The following is a 17,576-nucleotide window of genomic DNA, read 5'->3' on the forward strand; positions in this document are numbered from 1 at the left end:
CTGCAGTTGATGGGCGTCTCCTCCGTGTACCAGACGCTGGTCACCGCGAGGATCACCAGCACGCCGGTGACCAGCGTCTGGTACACGGAGGAGACGCCCATCAACTGCAGGCCGTTGCGGAAGACGCCGACGATGAGCACACCGACGAACGTGCCGAGGACGGTGCCGCGGCCGCCGAACAGGCTCGTGCCGCCGAGGACGACGGCGGTGATGCTGTCGAGGTTGTCGGTCTGCCCCGCCTGGGGGTCGCCGACCCCGGTCCGCGACACCAGCAGCAGGGCGGCGATGCCGTAGACCAGTCCGGCCACCGTGTAGACGCCGACGGTGAGCCGGGAGACCCGGATGCCGCTGAGCCGTGCGCTCTCCGCGCTGTTGCCGAGGGCGTAGACGTGGCGGCCCCAGGCGGTGCTGCTCAGCGCGTAGGCGAAGCCCAGGAAGAGGGCGATCGTGACCAGCGACCCGTAGGTGACGTCGGTCCTGCCGAGCGGGAAGGTGCGACCCAGCGCGGTGAGCGGTTCCGGGAGGCCGGTGACGGTCTGTTCGTCGGAGTAGATGTGGGTGAGGGCGAAGGCGACGTTGAGCATGCCCAGCGTCACGATGAACGGGGGCAGCGGCACCGTCCGCACCAGGAGCCCGTTGACCAGACCGAACGCTCCGCAGACCAGGATGCCGAGGGCGATGGCGAGCAGCGGCGGCAGCGGACCCTGGACGGCGAGTTTGGCGATGAGGATGCCGCCGAAGGCCATGACCGCGCCGCACGACAGGTCGATGCCGGCGGTGAGGATGATCAGCGTCTGGCCGATGGCGAGCGTGCCGACCACCATGACCTGCTGGAGGATCAGCGAGAAGTTGCCGCCGGAGAGGAACTGGTCGGTGGCCAGGGAGAAGAACACCGAGGCGAGGACGAGGGCCGCGAACGGTCCCGCGGCGGGCGCCGTGAGGAACCGGCGCAGCGCGGCCGGTTCCCTGCTCACGGTGGGGAGCGAGGTGGATGCGGTCACCGGGCTCAGCCCCAGCAGTTCTGCAGGCCGAAGCCGGTGTCCTTGGACTCCGCGCCCGTCTGCGCCTTGTCGGTGATCAGGGTGACGCCGGTGTCGGTGTAGCCGCTGGTCTTCTTGCCGTCCTTGGCGAACGCGGCCACCGCCTTGACGCCGTCGGCGGCCATCTTCAGGGGGTACTGCTGGGAGGTCGCGGCGATCTTGCCGTCCTTGACCGCCTGCACGCCGGTGCAGCCGCCGTCGATGGCGACGATCGTGACGTCCTTTTCGCGGCCCTTGGCCTTGATGGCGGTGTACGCGCCGAGCGCCGCCGGCTCGTTGATCGCGTAGACCAGGTTGATGTCGGGTGCCTTCTGCAGGCAGGTCTCCATGGCGGTCTGGCCCTTGGCCTGGTCACCGCCGGTGTCCTGGGAGCAGACGATCGACGGGTCGGAGGCGCTGACCCCGAACCCCTTGATGAAGCCCTCGTGGCGCTGCACGCCGACCGACACGCCGGGGGCGAGGTCCAGCGTGGCGATCTTCGGCGTCTTGCCGGCCATCGCGGCCTTGGCGTACGCGCCGATCAGCTCGCCGGCCTTCACGTTGTCGGTGGCGAACAGCGCGTCGGCGGCGTCCTGCGGCTCCGGAGGGGTGTCCAGGGCGATGACGAGCACGCCCTTGGCACGGGCCTTCGCGATCGCGGGGACGATGGCCTTGGAGTCGTTGGGGGTGATGAGCACGCCCTTGACGCCGGCGGCGACCATGTTCTCCAGCGCCGTGACCTGGCTGGCGTTGTCACCGTCGAACTTGCCCGCCGCGGTGGTCAGTTCAATGTTCTCGCTCTTGGCGGCCTGCTCTGCGCCCTGCTTCATCTTGACGAAGTAGGGATTGGTGTCGGTCTTGGTGATCAGGCCGACCTTCACCTTGCCCCCGGACGGGGAGCCGCCGCCGGAACCGGAACCGCACGCGGCCAGTGACAGGGCGAGGCCGGCGGCACCGATGACGAGGACCGGACGGGCTCTACGGGACATCTGCGACTCCTACGGGAAGCAGTGAGCGGGGAAAGCCGTATGGCGCTGCGTTCGGCGAAGGATCTCGCCAGGGGAATGCCAACGTTGACACATGTCATCGTTGACACCGCATGCGGAGGATGATGGACTCCCGCTCCGGCAACGTCAATGCCTTTGCCGAGGAAGCCCGTTGGCAGCACGTGGCGCCCGCCCCCGACACCCCGCCCGGGCCGCGCCGGGGCCGGCCCACGTCCCCGCTCCCACCTGGAGGAACCACCCCATGCAGCCGCGTCAGGTCACCGTGCTCGGAGAGTGCGTCGCCGATGTCTTCCCCGAACCCGGGCACGGGGCGGCCCCGTCCGGTGCGCCCGGCCGCTCCCCGGACGGGTCGCAGGAGCTGCGGCTGCGCGCCCTGCCGGGCGGCGGTCCGGCCAACACCGCCGTGGGCCTGGCCCGTCTCGGCACGCCGACCCGGCTGCTGGCACGGTTGTCCGGTGACGTCTTCGGCCGCCTGTTCCGCGCCCACCTGCTGGCATCGGGTGTCGACCTGTCGGCGGCCACGGACGCTCCCGAACCCAGCACGCTGGCGGTCGCCGACGTCGACGGCGACGGGCAGGCCGCGTACTCCTTCCACGCCGAAGGCACCGCGGACTGGCAGTGGACGCGCGAGGAGCTGGGCCGCGCCGCACTCGGCGACGCGGCCTGCGTCCACTCCGGTTCGCTCGCCCTGGTCAGGCGACCGGGGGCCGTCCTCCTGGAGGAGGTGCTGGCCGGGGCACGGCAGCACGCGACGGTCAGCATCGACCCCAACGTCCGGCCCGCCCTGGTCGATCCGCGGGTCTACCGCGACCGGATCCGGACGTGGTGCGCGACGGCCGACATCCTCCGGCTGAGCGAGGACGACCTCGCCGTGCTGGCCCCGGGCACCACGCCGGAGGCGGCCTGTGACGACTTCCACGCGTCGGGGGCCCGCCTGGTCGTGGTCACCCTCGGGGCGCGGGGCGTCCTCGCCTCTCTCGACGGCGGGCGGGTCTCCGTGCCCGGTGTGCCCGCGCAGGTGGTCGACACCGTCGGTGCCGGGGACTCCTTCACGGCGGGGCTCCTCCACCACCTCGGCGGCCGCGGGCTGCTGGGCGGCCGGCTCGACCGGCTGCGCACCGACGACGTCGTGGCGGCCTGCGCGTACGGGACCCGCGTGGCCGCGCTGACCTGCGCCGTCGCCGGACCGAACCCGCCGTGGGCCCATCAACTGGAGGCGGAAACCCTTGACCTGACGGTCCGTCCGACCTCGTGAGGTGCCGCAGCCGATCCTGCACGGGGCGTTGACGGGCTCCCGGCAGGGGCCCATCATCGGTCATCGATCGGATGTCAGCGATGACATGTGTCAACGATGACATCACCGGCGTGCAGAGAGTGGGTTCACATGCGTCGAAGAGTCGGGGCGCTGCTCGTCGCCCTGATCGCGAGCCTGGCCGCGTTGCTGCCCGGCACCCCCGCGGTCGCCGGGACCGTGGGGGAATACCCGGAGTTCCCGTATCCGGCGACCACCTACAGCGAGCCGTTCCGCGGCCAGTTCCACTTCAGTTCGCAGTCGGGCTGGATGAACGACCCCAACGGCCTGGTGTACGCCAACGGGCTCTACCACTTCTTCTACCAGCACAATCCGCACGGCCTGGCCTGGGACACCATGCACTGGGGCCACGCCACCAGCACCGATCTGGTGCACTGGACCCAGAAGCCGATCGCGCTCGAACCCGGCGTCCACCCCGGCACGCTCTTCTCGGGCGGCGGCGTCGTGGACAAGGACAACACCTCGGGGCTGAAGACGGGCTCTCTCGACCCGATCGTGGTGTTCTCCAACACCGACGGCGTGAGCGTCTTCTACAGCAACGACGACGGCCGGACGTTCCAGGCCTACGACAAGGGCCGCAAGCAGATCGAGATCCCCGCCGAGAGCCGTGACCCCAAGGTGTTCTGGGACGCGGCACGCCACCGCTGGGCCATGGTCGTCTGGTCCAACGAGGGCGGCAACGGTGTGTCCGTCTACACCTCCCCGAACCTCCTCGACTGGACCTTCGCCAGCCGCTTCAAGGCACCGTGGCTCTTCGAGTGCCCCGACATGTACCCCCTGGCCCTGGACGGCAAGGCCGGGCAGCAGCGGTGGGTCCTGACCTCCGCGTCCAGTCAGTACGTCGTCGGCTCCTTCGACGGCACGACCTTCCGCACCGACTGGACCGGCCCGCAGCAGATGGACCTGGGCACCACCTTCGCCGGGGGCACCTTCTACGCCGCCCAGACGTTCACCAACACGCCCGACGGCCGCACCGTGCAGATGGCCTGGCAGGGCGGCAACCGCGGCAGCACCTGGACGGGCAACTCGACCTTCCCCGCCTCCCTCGGCCTGGTCAGCACCCCCGACGGACCGCGGATCACCCGGACACCGGTCGCCGAGCTGGCCTCACTGGGCTCGGAGACCCGCAGCTGGAAGAACCAGACGGTCAACGCGGCCAAGGGCGAGAACCTCTTCGCGGGCATCAAGGCCGACACGTACGAGATCACCGCCCAGTTCGACGTGAAGGGCGCCACGGCCACGCAGTTCGGCTTCGACCTGCACGCCCGCTCCGACGGGACGGCCGACCGCAGCGTCGTCTACGACACCACGGCGCAGACCCTGCGGGGCAAGCCGCTCAAGCCGCGGAACGGCAAGGTCACGATGCGGCTGCTGGTGGACCGGGGGCAGTTGGAGACGTTCGCCGACGGCGGGCTCTACTCCCTGTCCGACAACGTCGACTTCGACTCCGCCGCGGACAGCCAGGGCATCCGGCTCTTCGCCGTCGGCGGCAAGGTGAAGCTGGACAGCGCGACCTTCACCCGCCTCAACACCAGCTGGGGCACGGCCCAGTCCACCCTGGAGAGCAACCTCAAGGGCCCGTGGCACGCCGCGGGCGGGGCGTGGACCGACGTCAGCGGCGGCAAGCGCGCCTCGACGAGCGGCGACGGGTTCTACCTGAGCGCGAGCAGCGGCGGTGACGCCGTCTACCAGGGCGACCTCACGCTGGACACCGCGCAGGCCGCGGGCCTGACGTTCCGCGCGAACGCCTCGGGCGCGGGCTACACGGCGAACATCGACACCAGCGGCGTCCTCAAGCTGTGGCGCCCGGGCCGGGACATCGCGACCTACGCCACCCCGGTCACGAAGGACCGCACCTACCACCTGAAGGTGCAGACGAGCGGCTCCCGCATCCGGGTCTGGCTGGACAACGGCACCGACCCCGTCATCGACGCCACCGACGACACCTACACCACCGGTGTGTTCGGGGTGAACGTCTTCAACGGCACGGCGACGGTGCAGAACCTCAACACCGGAACGGCCGGCTTCTCGGCCTTCCCCGCCGGCCGGTGGACCCCGCGAGGCGGGACCTGGACGGTCACACCGTCCGGGCTGAGGGGGAGTTCGTCCCAGGACGGCTTCTACCTCAGCGACCGCACGGGAGGTGACTTCACGTACGAGGGCGACCTGTCCGTCACCAACGGCACGGCGGCCGGGCTCACCTTCCGCGCCCGCGACGACGGCGCCGGCTACACGGCGAACATCGACTCCAGCGGCGTGGTCAAGCTGTGGCGGCCGGGCCGGGACATCGCGACGTACGCCACCCGGATCGTCGAGGGCCGCACCTACCACCTGAAGGTGCGCACGGACGGCTCCCGCATCCGGGTCTGGCTCGGCGGCGGCGCCGATCCCGTCATCGACGCCACCGACGACACCTACGCGACCGGGTTGTTCGGGGTGAACGGCTTCGCGGCCAACACCCTGGTGCAGAACCTGACCATCGGCTGAGCCGCCGGCTGACCCATCGGGGACCGCTCCGGGGCGGGCTTCCGTGCCCGGCCCCGGGCGGTCCTTCCGTCGCGCCGGTTTCCAACGTTGAACACGTTCCGGTTCGCCCTGACGGCATCCCGCATCACGCCAACACGCTCCAGTTGGCCGCCACTTCGCAACAGCCCAGCCGGCCTCTTGATCCCGTTCCGCTCTGCGCCGGAGCGGGCACGGTGGCGTGCGCGGCACGTTCTCCCCTGCCCTGACGGCCCGTTGACGAGCTTCTACGCGAGGTCTGGACACGGCGGCAGGGCCCTGCTTTCATGCTCTCCGCGCCGAAAATTTCCAACGTTGTACAACCGCGTTTCCGGCGCGTAGCGCTCTTGGTCCCAGGCACCGCACACTCCTGACCCGCAACTTTCCCGTCAAGGCGTCGACGACTCCCACGGAAGGTGCACCATGAGTCCTGGCCGACGACGTACCCACCGCTTTGCTCGGTTCACCGCCCTGCTGGCGCTCCTCCTCGGTGCGGCCCTGCTGACGCCCTTCCCGGCGTCCGCCCGGCCCCCCGCCACGACCGACGTCCCCACCGACGTCACCGCCGCCTCCGCCGACGCGGGCCTGCGCGGCGACTACTACCGGATGTCCAGCGGCACGGCCCTGGACTTCGCCCGGTACACCGGCACCCGGATCGACACCTCCCTCCACGTGGACGACCTCCTGCCCACGCTGCGGGCCTACGCCGGCACGACGGACAACGTCGCCGTGCGCTGGACGGGCCGCCTGGAGGTGCCCACCGACGGCACGTACACCTTCTACATCAAGGGCGACAACGGCTTCCGCATGTCCCTGGACGGCACGAGCGTGATCGACCACTGGACCACCGACTGGGACGTCCAGACCACCTCGCAGCCGATCACCCTGACCGCGGGCCTGCACGAGCTCGCCTACGACTACAACCAGGGCAACGGCGGTGCCTACCTGCACACCGAGTGGTCGGGGCCGGGCTTCGACCGCCGCCCCGTACCGGACTCGGCGCTGCACCTGCCGGCCGGTTTCGCCCCGGCGGACGCCGAGGCGTCGGTGGCCACCAGCGGCCGCAGCGCCACCGTCGAGCTGGGCTCCCGCGTGACCGGCCTCCCCGTGGACGCGGCCTCGCACCTCGCCCTGCTGTCCGGCGGCACCCGCTGGTCCGCCACCGTCTCCCGCGACCCCAAGCACCCCACCCGGCTGGTGCTGAAGCCCGCCGAGGCCGACTCCCCCGTCTCGCTCAACGCCGACGTGCGGATCAGCTACGACGGCAAGGGCGGCATCACCACCGCCGGCGGCGACCTCGGTCCCTTCTCGGTCGTCGCGCGCAACGACTCGACCTGGTACTTCCAGACCAGGTGGGCCAAGGACGTCTCCCCGTCCCACCCGCTGCCCGACTACCCGCGGCCGCAGCTGACCCGCAAGCAGTGGAAGAACCTCAACGGGACCTGGCAGTTCCAGCCCACCGCGCAGGACGCCGCACTCCCCCAGGGCAAGCTGAGCGGCAGCATCGTCGTCCCGTACCCGATGGAGTCGGGGCTGTCGGGCGTCGCGCGGCACCACGACTGGTCGCTGTACCAGCGCACCTTCACCGTCCCAGACGACTGGCGGGTCCGCTCCGGCAACCGGCTGAAGCTCAACTTCGGCGCCGTGGACTACGAGGCCTGGGTGTACGTCAACGGCCGCGAGGTGGCCCACCACACCGGCGGCTACCAGGCGTTCACCGCCGACGTCACCGACGCCCTGGCCGGGCGCGGTCCGCAGACCCTGCTGGTGAAGGTCAAGGACACCACCGACGACCGCTACGCTCTCGGCAAGCAGTCCCGCAACCCCAGCGGCATCTGGTACACGCCGAGTTCGGGCATCTGGCAGACCGTCTGGATGGAACCGGTCCCCGAGGCGTCGGTCGACTCGCTGGTGCTGACCCCGGACGTCGCGGACTCCTCGCTCGCCGTCACCGTACGGCCGGGCGCGGGCACCTCGCCGGGCGCGAAGGTCACGGCCACCGCGTTCACCCGTGACGGGCGCAAGGCCGGCTCGGTCACCGGCGCCGCCGGGACCGCCCTGCGGCTGCCCGTCCCCCGCGCCCATCTGTGGAGCCCGGACGACCCGTACCTGTACGACATCGAGGTCACCCTCACCGACGGCCACGGCAAGGACCGCGTCGGCTCCTACTTCGGCATGCGGTCGATCGAGGTGTCCCCGGCCGGCGGCACCAACCGGATCAAGCTCAACGGCAAGCCGGTGTTCGTGCTCGCCACCCTCGACCAGGGCTTCTGGCCCGACGGCCTCTACACCGCGCCGACCGACGAGGCCCTGAAGTACGACCTCGTCCAGCACAAGAAGCTCGGCTTCAACGCGGTCCGCAAGCACATCAAGGTCGAGCCCGCCCGCTGGTACTACTGGGCGGACAAGCTGGGCCTGATGGTGTGGCAGGACATGCCCAGCCGCGGAACGGCGGCCGCCGGCACCCCGGAGACCGAGACCTTCGTCGACCAGGTCCACCAGATCGTCGACCAGCACATCAGCACCCCGTCCGTCCTGGTGTGGACGCTGATGAACGAGGGCTGGGGCGAGTGGAGCAAGCAGGCCACCGGCGAGCTCGCCGACGCCGTCAGGGAGCAGGACCCCTCGCGCCTGGTCGACGCCCACTCCGGCGTCAACTGCTGCGCCTCCAAGGGCGATTCCGGCCGGGGCGACCTGATCGACTTCCACGACTACCACGGCCCGGCCAGTCCGGCCCCGGACGACACCCGCGCCGCCGTCGACGGCGAGCACGGCGGCTACTCCTACCTCGTCCCCGGCCACATCCTGGGCACCGCGGGCGGCCAGGACTACGGCGACGCCGCCCACAGCAAGGAGGAACTGACCGCGGCCTACGTGGAGAACACGCGCAAGCTGCTCCGGCCGGCGGCCTGCGGCCTGTCCGGCTCGGTCTACACGCAGATCACCGACGTCGAGGGCGAGCTCAACGGCCTGCTCACCTACGACCGCGACGTGGTCAAGGTGATCCCGGAACAGGTACGGGACGTCAACCGGCAGGTCATCGCGGCCGGCGCCACCGCCGGCGGGGCCGACGTGCCGCCCGGCACACCCGGACCGACCGGCGTCGGCTGGTGGCCGCTGCACGAGGGCTCCGGCACCGTGGCGAAGGACGTCGCCGGGAACCACGACGGCACCCTGACCGGCGGCACGAGCTGGACGACCGGCCCGCACGGCGCCGCCCTGCAGTTCGACGGCCGCACCGGATCCGTCGACACCGGCGCCACCGTCCTGGACACCGACACGCACGACTACTCGGTCGCCGCCTGGGTCCGGCTCGACGACAAGGGCCACTTCAGCACCGCGGTGTCCCTCGACGGCGACACCAACAGCGCCTTCTACCTGCAGTACTCGCAGGCGGACAAGCGGTTCGCGTTCAGCTTCGCCGGGAGCCGGGCCCTCGCGGGCACCATCGGCGAGCCGGAGGCGGGCCGCTGGTACCACCTGGTGGGCAGCTACAGCCACCACGACGGCCGGCTGCGCATCTATGTGGACGGCGCCGAGGCCGGTTCCGTCCGCGGCTGCAACGCCGAGGGGCCCTCGGGCCACCTGGTGATCGGCCGCGGCAAGTACGGCGGGAACCTCGTCGACTACTGGGGCGGCGCGATCTCCGACGTGCACGCCTACGACCGCGCGCTGACCGCCGCCGAGGTGGCGTCCCTGGCGGCCGGCGAACCCGCCGTGCCGGCGAAGCGCTGACCGAGCACCGGCCACCGCAGCGGCCCGTCCCGGCACGGGGCGGGGCGGGCCGCCTCCCGGACCGTCCCCCGGGGCGACGGCGGCACCACCGCACCCCACTGATCAGCTCGCACACCGCTCTCCGAGGAGTTGAACGTCCATGAGCACCTCCCGTTCCACCCGCTTCCTTGCCGTCGTGTGCCTCACCGCCGCGGCCGCCCTGACCGCCACCTCCTGCGCCAAGGAGGAGGGCTCCGGCAGCGCCTCCTCCGCCTCCTCCGAGGGCGCCCAGGTCGTGCAGTCCCCGACCGCGGCCACCGACGCCTCCGCCAGCGGCTGCACCCTGCAGACCTACGGGGCCCGGAAGATCGACCTCAAGGACGCCGTCGTCGGCTTCTCGCAGTCGGAGAAGGAGGCGAACCCGTTCCGCATCGCCGAGACCCAGTCCATCAAGGACGAGGCGGCGAAGCTCGGCGTCAAGAAGCTGCTCACGACCAACGCGCAGTCGCAGCTGCCCAAGCAGATCAGCGACATCCAGGACATGCTCGCCCAGGGTGCCCAGCTGCTGATCGTCGCCCCGCTCAACTCCGACGGCCTGGAGCCCGCACTGCGCGCCGCGGCGGCCAAGCACGTGCCGGTCATCACCATCGACCGCAAGATCAACGCCACCGCGTGCAAGGACTACGTGGCCTTCCTCGGCTCGGACTTCGTCGAGCAGGGCAAGCGCGCCGCCGACCAGATGATCAAGGTCACCGGCGGCAAGGGCAAGGTCGCGATCCTGCTCGGGGCCTCCGGCAACAACGTCACCACCGACCGGACCAAGGGCTTCGTCGACCGGATCAAGGCGCAGGCCCCCGGTCTGGAGATCGTCGCCCAGCAGACCGGCGAGTTCGCCCGCGACAAGGGCCAGCAGGTGATGGAGCAGCTGATCCAGGCGAACCCCGGGATCACCGCCGTCTACGCGGAGAACGACGAGATGGGCCTCGGCGCGGTCACCGCGCTCAAGGCGGCCGGGAAGAAGCCCGGCAAGGACGTCAAGATCGTGTCCATCGACGGCACGCGCAACGCCGTGCAGGCCCTGGCGGACGGCCAGTACAACGGCGTCATCGAGTCCAACCCGCGCTTCGGGCCGCTCGCCTTCGCCACCGCGCAGAAGTTCTTCGCCGGCGAGGCCATCCCCGAGGACGTGATCATCTCCGACCGCGAGTACGACGCGTCCAACGCCAAGGGCTCGCTGGCCGGGGCGTACTGAGCCCCCGCGCCTGCCGCCCGGTCCTCCTCCCGGCCGGGCGGCAGGCCCGTCCCTCCTCGGCTCCCGACTCCCCGGCCCCGGCTCCCGACCGCGAACCCATGGAAGGCCCGCTATGGCACCCCCCGACGCGGCACCCGCCGCACCGCCGCCCGGCCCGGACGACCCCACCGCCCCCGCGGTGCTGGAGGCCGTCGGCATCGGCAAGCGCTTCCCCGGTGTGGTGGCGCTCGACGACGTCTCCTTCACCCTGCGCCGGGGCGAGATCCACGCGCTCGTCGGCGAGAACGGCGCCGGCAAGTCCACCCTCATCAAGGTCCTCACCGCAGTGCACCGCCCGGACGCCGGGGAGGTACGGCTCGACGGCCGCGCGGTCGCCTTCGCGCGTCCCTCCGACGCCCAGAACGCCGGGGTCACCACGATCTACCAGGAGGTCAACCTCGTCCCGCTGATGAGCGTGGCGCGGAACATCTTCCTGGGCCGCGAGCCCAAGAACCGCCTCGGCCTGATCGACTTCCCGCGGATGCACCGGGAGGCGGCCGCGCTGCTCGCGGGCTTCGGCGTCACCGCCGACGTCCGCCGCCCGCTCGGCAGCCTCGGCGTGGGCACCCAGCAGATGGTGGCGCTGGCCCGCGCGGTGTCGGTGCGGGCCAAGGTCGTCGTGATGGACGAGCCGACCTCGGCGCTGGAGCCGCGCGAGGTCGAGACGCTCTTCCGGGTCATCGGCGACCTCCACGACCGGGGCATCTCCGTCCTGTACGTCAGCCACCGGCTCGAGGAGCTGTACCGGATCTGCGACCGGGTCACGGTGCTCCGCGACGGGCGCCTGGTGCACACCGGCGACCTCGCGGACCTGGACCGGATGCAACTGGTCGCCATGATGCTGGGCCGCGAGGTCTCCGAGGTGCGCCGGCACGGGCGGACCGGCTTCGGCGAGGACCACCACCCCGACCGCGAGGCGGTGCTCACCGCCTCCGGGCTGAGCCGGCGTCACGTCCTGGACGACATCTCGCTGGAGCTGCACCCCGGCGAGGTGCTGGGCCTGGCGGGGCTGCTGGGCTCGGGGCGCAGCGAGACCGCCAAGGCGCTGGCCGGTGCGCTGCCGCTGGACTCGGGATCGGTGACGGTCGCCGGGAAGCGGCTGGGCCGTCCCTCCCCCGCGGCCGCGATCCGCGCGGGCATCAGCCTGCTGCCCGAGGACCGCAAGGCGGAGGGCATCGTCCCGGGGCTGTCGGTGCGGGAGAACATCGTGCTGGCCGCCATGCCCCGGCTGTCCCGGGCGGGCGTCGTCTCGCGGGCCCGCCAGGACCGCGTCGTCGAGATCTTCATGAAGCGGCTGCGGATCAAGGCTTCGGGACCCGAGCAGAAGGTCGGCGAGCTCTCCGGCGGCAACCAGCAGAAGGTGCTGCTGGCCCGCTGGCTCTGCCTGGAGCCGAAGGTGCTCCTCCTCGACGAGCCGACGCGCGGCATCGACGTGGGCGCCAAGGCCGAGGTGCAGGCGCTGGTGGACGAACTGGCCCAGGAGGGACTGGCGGTGCTGCTCATCTCCTCCGACATCGAGGAACTCGTGGAGGGCGCCGACCGCCTCGTGGTGCTGCGCGGCGGCGCCGTGGCCGACGAACTGACGGGCGAACAGGTCGGCGAGGGGGACCTGCTGGAGGTCCTCGCGGCCCACGCGCCCGCCGTCCGGGACGCCGCCGCGGACGGGGAGGTGCGGCACGATGGCTGAGCTCTCCCCGGCCGTGCGGCGAGGCCCGGTCGGGCTCCCTTCCCCCGCCTGGTTCCAGGCGTACGGGGTGTACGCGGCGGTGGCCGTGCTGGTCCTGTTCAACGCCGTCTTCACCGACCACTTCCTGACCGCGGCCAACCTGCGCACCCAGCTCGTCCAGGTGGCCCCGGTGGTCATCGTGGCGCTGGGCATGGCGCTGGTGATCGGCACGGAGGGGGTGGACCTGTCGGTGGGGTCCGTCATGGCCCTCGCCGCGGCCCTGCTGCCGCTGTACCTGGGGTACGGACTGCTGTCCGCGCTGCTCATGGCGCTCGCCGCGGGGGCGGTGGTGGGCGCGGTCAACGGCACCCTGGTGGCGGTGGTGGGTCTGCAGCCCATCGTGGCCACCCTCGCGCTGTTCGTGGGCGGCCGGGGCCTGGCCCTGGTCCTCGCCGACGGGCAGCTCAAGCAGATCGCCAACCCGGGTCTGCTGGGCCTGGGCACCGACGACGTCCTGGGCGTCCCCGTGGTCGTGCTGATCGCCGCTGTGCTCGCCCTGCTGGTCGCCGGGGTCGTGCACCGGACCACCTTCGGACGCCAGTTGGTCGCGATCGGCGGGAACCGCGCCGCCGCCGGGCTGGCCGGGCTGCCGGTGAAGCGGGTGCTGATCGGCGTGTACGTGGTGTGCGGGGTGCTGGCGGCCCTGTCCGGGGTGCTGGCCACCGCCCGGCTGACGGCCAGTGACCCGTCCACGCTGGGCACCTTGATGGAACTGTCCGCGATCACCGCGGTGGTGGTCGGCGGGACCCCGCTCACCGGCGGGTCCGTGCGCGTCCTGGGCACGGTCTGTGGAGCGCTGCTGATGCAGCTGCTGCGGGCCACCCTGGTCAAGCACGACCTCCCCGACTCCACCGCGCAGATGGCCCAGGCCGTCATCATCCTCGTCGCCGTCTACGTCGCCCGGGAGCGTCGATCCCGATGAAGTCACTCATCACGCCCCGCTCGGCCGGGGCGACGCCGCAGCCGCCTTCCGTGGCGGCGGCCCGTGCCGGGGACCGGCGGCGGCTGGCCGTGCTGGTGCAGCGGCAGGGCGTGCTCGCCGTCCTCCTGCTGCTGGTGCTGGTCTCCTCCTTCGTCTTCCCGTCCTTCGGAACCCTCGACAACGCGCAGAACGTCACCGTCCAGGCCTCCTTCCTGGCGATTGTGGCGCTCGGCATGACCCTCGTCGTCATCACCGGCGGCATCGACCTGTCGGTCGGCTCGGTCTTCGCGCTCGGCGGTGTCCTCGCGGCGTGGGCCTCGCAGTACGGGATGCTGCCGGCGCTGCTGCTGCCGCTCGCGGTGTGCGGTCTGCTCGGCACCGTGCACGGTCTGCTCATCGCGCGGGCGGGGATGGCCCCGTTCATCGTCACCCTGGCGGGGCTGCTGGCCGCCCGGGGACTGCTGCTGGCCCTGACCGACGAGGGCGCCGACACCTACCTGGTGCCGCATGGTTCGGCCTTCGCCGAACTCGGGCAGGGCACGGTGGCCGGGTTCGGCCACCCGGTCCTGGTCGCGCTGGTGCTCTTCGCCGTCGGCGGGCTGGTGCTCCAGCGGACCTCCTTCGGGCAGTCGCTGTTCGCGGTGGGCGGCAGCCCGGACGCGGCCACGCTGATGGGCCTGCCGGTGGCCAGGACCCGGGTGCTGGTGTACACGATCAGCGCACTGCTCGCGGGGTTCGCGGGCGCCCTGAACGCCGCCCGGCTCTCCTCGGGCGTGACCATCATCGGCGTCGGCATGGAGCTGGACGCCATCGCCGCGGTCGTCATCGGCGGCACACTGCTGATCGGCGGTGCGGGATCGGTCAGCGGCACCCTGTGGGGCGTCCTGGTCCTGGCGGTGATCCAGAACCTCATCAACCAGATCGGCTCCCTCAATTCCTCGTACCAATCGGTGGTCAGCGGCGGCTTCCTTATCGTGGTGGTCGTGGCCCAGCGGTATCTCGCGCGGGGACCGCGCACCACATGACCGTGCCGGTGCCGGTGGACCGCGCGCGGCCCTCCGGCACCGGCCCAACCCGGAGGGAGCGCCGTGGGCGTCAGCCTCAAGGACGTCGCGCAGCGCGCGGGAGTGTCCATCAAGACCGTCTCGAACGTCGTGAACGGCTACCCGCACGTCACACCCGCGATGCGCGCGCGGGTCCAGCAGGCGATCGACGAACTGGGCTACCGGCCCAACCTCACCGCCCGGCACCTGCGCAAGGGCCGCACCGGCATCATCGCGCTGGCCCTGCCCGAGCTCGGCAACCCGTACTTCGCCGAGCTGGCCGGCGCCGTCATCGACGCCGCCGCACGCCACGACTACACCGTGCTGCTCGACCACACGGCGGGCGAACGGCGCAAGGAGATCCTGGTGACCCAGGGCTTCCGCACCCATGTGATCGACGGGCTGATCCTCTCGCCGATCGAACTGGAGGCGTCGGACCTGCTCGCCCGCGACGACAGTTCACCCCTGGTGCTCCTCGGGGAGCGCGAGTACGACGCCCCGTACGACCACATCGTGATCGACAACGTGGCCGCGGCGCGCAGCGCGGTGCGGCACCTGGCGGGGACGGGACGCCGGCGGATCGCCTTCATCGGCGCCCGCAGCGAGGTCGCCCGGCAGCCCGCGCACCTGAGACTGCGCGGCTGGCGCGAGGAGCTGGCCGCCTGCGGGCTCCCGCACGGCGACGACCTCGTCGCGACCGCCTCCGGGTACGGCCGGGCCGACGGCGCCCAGGCGATGGCCGACCTGCTGGACCGCGGGGCGCTGCCGGACGCGGTCTTCGCCTACAACGACCTCCAGGCCATAGGGGCCCTGCGGGTGCTCGTCACACGGGGGCTGCGCGTACCGGAGGACGTCGCGCTCGTGGGCTTCGACGACATCGAGGAGGGGCGCTACGGCACGATCACCCTGACCACGATCTCGCCGGACAAGAAGGCCATCGCCCGCCAGGCCGTCGACTGCCTCGTGCAGCGCCTGACCGGCGCGCCGGACGCCCCGCCGCGCCGCGTGCGCCCCGGGTTCGACCTGGTCGTCCGCGAGTCCACCCTGGGCCGCGGTCACTGACCGGCCGTGCGCGCCGCGCGGGCCGGCTCGGCGTCGTACTGCCCGGCGTCGAAGTGCAGTTCCGGCGGGGGCCGCGTGAACGGCCCCCGCCAGGCGGTCCACTCCACGACGGCGCCGCTGCGGCGTACGTGGACCGGCAGGTGACCGCAGCAGCCGCCGGTGCACTCGGGTTCCCCCAGCTCGACGCGACCGCCTTCGACGGTGGCGGCCGGCGGGCCCGGCCGACCCGGCGGCAGCGCCCACGCCGCGAACGGACCGCGCCCGCCCGGTCCGAGCAGGTCCACGTCACCGTGCCGGAGGCGTCCCCCGGGGCATACGCCGGCGATACGCCGTGCTGCCTAGGCTCCGGGTATGCACGTACCGACCATGACCAGCCCCTCGTGAGCAGACGCCCAGGGCTCAGCGCCCGGCTGAAGCTCACGCTCAGCTACGCCGGGTTCCTCGCCGTCGCCGGCGCGCTCCTGCTGGCCGTGGTGTGGGGGTTCCTGCTGCGCTACGTGCCCGACAACTCCAAGGGCCTTCTCGGGGTCTCGCCCAACCGCTACCTCCTCGTGCACACCTTCGCCCCCGCCGCGGCCGTCGCGATGGCCTTCCTCCTCGTGTTCGGCCTGCTGGGGGGATGGCTCCTCGCCGGCCGGATGCTCGCACCCCTCGCCCAGATCACGGATGCGGCGCGGAGGGCCGGGAGCGGGTCGCTGTCCCACCGGATCCGCATGACGGGACGCCAGGACGAATTCCGCGAACTCTCCGACGCGTTCGACTCGATGCTGGAGCAACTCGATTCCCACGTCGCCGAGCAGCAGAGGTTCGCCGCGAACGCCTCCCACGAACTGCGCACCCCGCTGGCGATCTCGCGGACGCTCCTCGACGTCGCCCGCAAGGACCCCACACGGGACCGGGGCGAGCTCATCGAACGCCTCCACGCCGTCAACACGCGGGCGATCGACCTCACCGAGGCCCTCCTGCTCCTCAGCCGCAGCGAACGCGGGAGCCTCAGCCGCGAGAGCGTCGACCTCTCCCTCATCGCCGAAGAGGCCGCCGAAACGCTGCTGCCCCTCGCCGAACAGCGCCGGATCACCCTCGACGTCTCCGGTGGGGCCGCCCGGACCAGCGGCTCCGCGGAGCTCCTGCTGCGGTTGGTGACGAACCTCGTCCAGAACGCCATCGTCCACAACCTCCCCGCCGGCGGCACCGTGACGGTCCACACCGAGGCGCACGGCGACACGAGCGTGCTGCGGGTGAAGAACACCGGCCGTCCGCTCCCACCGGAACTGGTACCGACCCTCACCGAACCCTTCCAGCGCGGAACGGAACGCGTGCGCACCGACGAGCACGCCGGTGTCGGCCTCGGCCTGGCCATCGTGCAGAGCATCGTCCGCGCCCACGACGGGACCCTCGACCTGGCCCCCCGCCCCGCCGGCGGTCTCCTCGTCACGATCCGGCTTCCCGGCACGCCGTAGGGCCCGGCGGTCGGACCGTCCCGGCGTCCGAGCCCGTGATCGTCCGGCTCGGCGAGGACACCGCCGGGCGGCTCCATCCGGAGCTCCCCCTCCTCCTCGCCCTGGCGGCGCGCAGATGCGCCCGGCGGTCGGCGGAGTCGGCGTCGAGGTCCCAGGTGATCAGATCCGTCGCCTCCGCCCGCTCCTGGAGCTGGGTGGAGATCCGCTGCCACGTCCCGTCCCGCTGCCAGCGGTGGAACAAGTCGTACACCCGGGCCCACGATCCGTACTGCCCGGGCACGTCCCGCCAGGGGACCCCGGTGCGGACCCGGAACCGTATGCCGTCGATCAGTTGCCGCCGGGTCCATATCGGCGGCCGACCGACCTTCTTGCCCTTCGGCAGCAACGGCTCCAGCACGGCCCACTGCTCGTCCGTCAGATCTCCACGCGCCACGAACCAAGATCATCTCACATCTTTTCTTTACCAACCGTTCGTTCCAGATTATGTTAGCCTCCGATGACAGGCGGGACCGAGCCCG

At 71.8% G+C, this 17,576-nt stretch carries 13 protein-coding genes; 9 read left to right on the forward strand and 4 right to left on the reverse strand.

Going from position 1 to position 17,576, the window contains the following annotated elements; genetic code table 11:
* A partial coding sequence (locus PV350_RS26125) for an ABC transporter permease (protein ID WP_500336400.1) occupies positions 1 to 1,001 on the reverse strand: 1,001 nt, incomplete at its 3' end.
* A 5-nt stretch (positions 1,002 to 1,006) separates the two neighbouring features.
* Positions 1,007 to 2,008 (reverse strand): sugar ABC transporter substrate-binding protein, encoded by a 1,002-nt coding sequence (locus tag PV350_RS26130; RefSeq protein ID WP_499516099.1) that lies wholly within the window; start codon positions 2,006 to 2,008, stop codon positions 1,007 to 1,009.
* 259 nt (positions 2,009 to 2,267) lie between these two features.
* Between PV350_RS26130 and PV350_RS26135 the strand changes: the two genes are divergently transcribed.
* From PV350_RS26135 to PV350_RS26170, 8 genes are all read left to right on the forward strand, one after another.
* Entirely contained in the window at positions 2,268 to 3,281 is a 1,014-nt protein-coding gene (locus PV350_RS26135) for a carbohydrate kinase family protein (RefSeq protein ID WP_499516098.1), read from the forward strand.
* A gap of 129 nt (positions 3,282 to 3,410) precedes the next feature.
* On the forward strand, positions 3,411 to 5,825 hold the full coding sequence (locus PV350_RS26140; RefSeq protein ID WP_500336403.1) for a glycoside hydrolase family 32 protein: 2,415 nt from the start codon (positions 3,411 to 3,413) through the stop codon (positions 5,823 to 5,825).
* A 438-nt stretch (positions 5,826 to 6,263) separates the two neighbouring features.
* The gene (locus PV350_RS26145) at positions 6,264 to 9,575 is read left to right on the forward strand and encodes a LamG-like jellyroll fold domain-containing protein (protein WP_500336405.1); all 3,312 of its coding nucleotides are present in this window, start codon (positions 6,264 to 6,266) and stop codon (positions 9,573 to 9,575) included.
* Positions 9,576 to 9,714: 139 nt separating this feature from the next.
* Positions 9,715 to 10,806 carry an ABC transporter substrate-binding protein gene (locus PV350_RS26150; RefSeq protein ID WP_500336406.1) on the forward strand — a complete coding sequence of 364 codons (1,092 nt, stop codon included), beginning with the start codon at positions 9,715 to 9,717 and terminating at the stop codon, positions 10,804 to 10,806.
* Between the two features lie 112 nt (positions 10,807 to 10,918).
* Positions 10,919 to 12,532, forward strand: coding sequence for a sugar ABC transporter ATP-binding protein (locus tag PV350_RS26155; RefSeq protein WP_500336408.1), 1,614 nt, complete (start codon positions 10,919 to 10,921; stop codon positions 12,530 to 12,532).
* Positions 12,525 to 13,493, forward strand: a complete 969-nt coding sequence (locus tag PV350_RS26160; RefSeq protein WP_499516093.1) for an ABC transporter permease — start codon at positions 12,525 to 12,527, stop codon at positions 13,491 to 13,493. The genes PV350_RS26155 and PV350_RS26160 overlap by 8 nt, the downstream gene beginning before the upstream one ends.
* Positions 13,490 to 14,518, forward strand: a complete 1,029-nt coding sequence (locus PV350_RS26165; RefSeq protein WP_499516092.1) for an ABC transporter permease — start codon at positions 13,490 to 13,492, stop codon at positions 14,516 to 14,518. Before PV350_RS26160 ends, PV350_RS26165 begins: the two co-directional genes overlap by 4 nt.
* Before the next feature lie 63 nt (positions 14,519 to 14,581).
* Positions 14,582 to 15,598: a LacI family DNA-binding transcriptional regulator gene (locus PV350_RS26170; protein ID WP_499516091.1), complete on the forward strand. Its 1,017-nt coding sequence runs from the start codon at positions 14,582 to 14,584 to the stop codon at positions 15,596 to 15,598.
* On the opposite strand, the gene PV350_RS26175 is transcribed toward PV350_RS26170, so the two are convergent.
* Complete coding sequence (locus PV350_RS26175; protein ID WP_499516090.1) at positions 15,592 to 15,882, reverse strand: hypothetical protein; 291 nt, start codon at positions 15,880 to 15,882, stop codon at positions 15,592 to 15,594. The two genes, PV350_RS26170 and PV350_RS26175, sit on opposite strands and share 7 nt — an antisense overlap.
* Before the next feature lie 96 nt (positions 15,883 to 15,978).
* On the opposite strand from PV350_RS26175, the gene PV350_RS26180 reads away from it, so the two are divergent.
* Entirely contained in the window at positions 15,979 to 17,058 is a 1,080-nt protein-coding gene (locus PV350_RS26180; protein WP_499516089.1) for a sensor histidine kinase, read from the forward strand.
* Here PV350_RS26180 and PV350_RS26185 read toward each other — a convergent pair.
* Positions 17,030 to 17,491 (reverse strand): transposase, encoded by a 462-nt coding sequence (locus PV350_RS26185; protein ID WP_499516088.1) that lies wholly within the window; start codon positions 17,489 to 17,491, stop codon positions 17,030 to 17,032. The two genes, PV350_RS26180 and PV350_RS26185, sit on opposite strands and share 29 nt — an antisense overlap.
* Positions 17,492 to 17,576: the final 85 nt, after the last annotated feature.

This window comes from Streptomyces sp. PA03-6a, assembly GCF_033792765.1.
GTDB lineage: Bacteria > Actinomycetota > Actinomycetes > Streptomycetales > Streptomycetaceae > Actinacidiphila.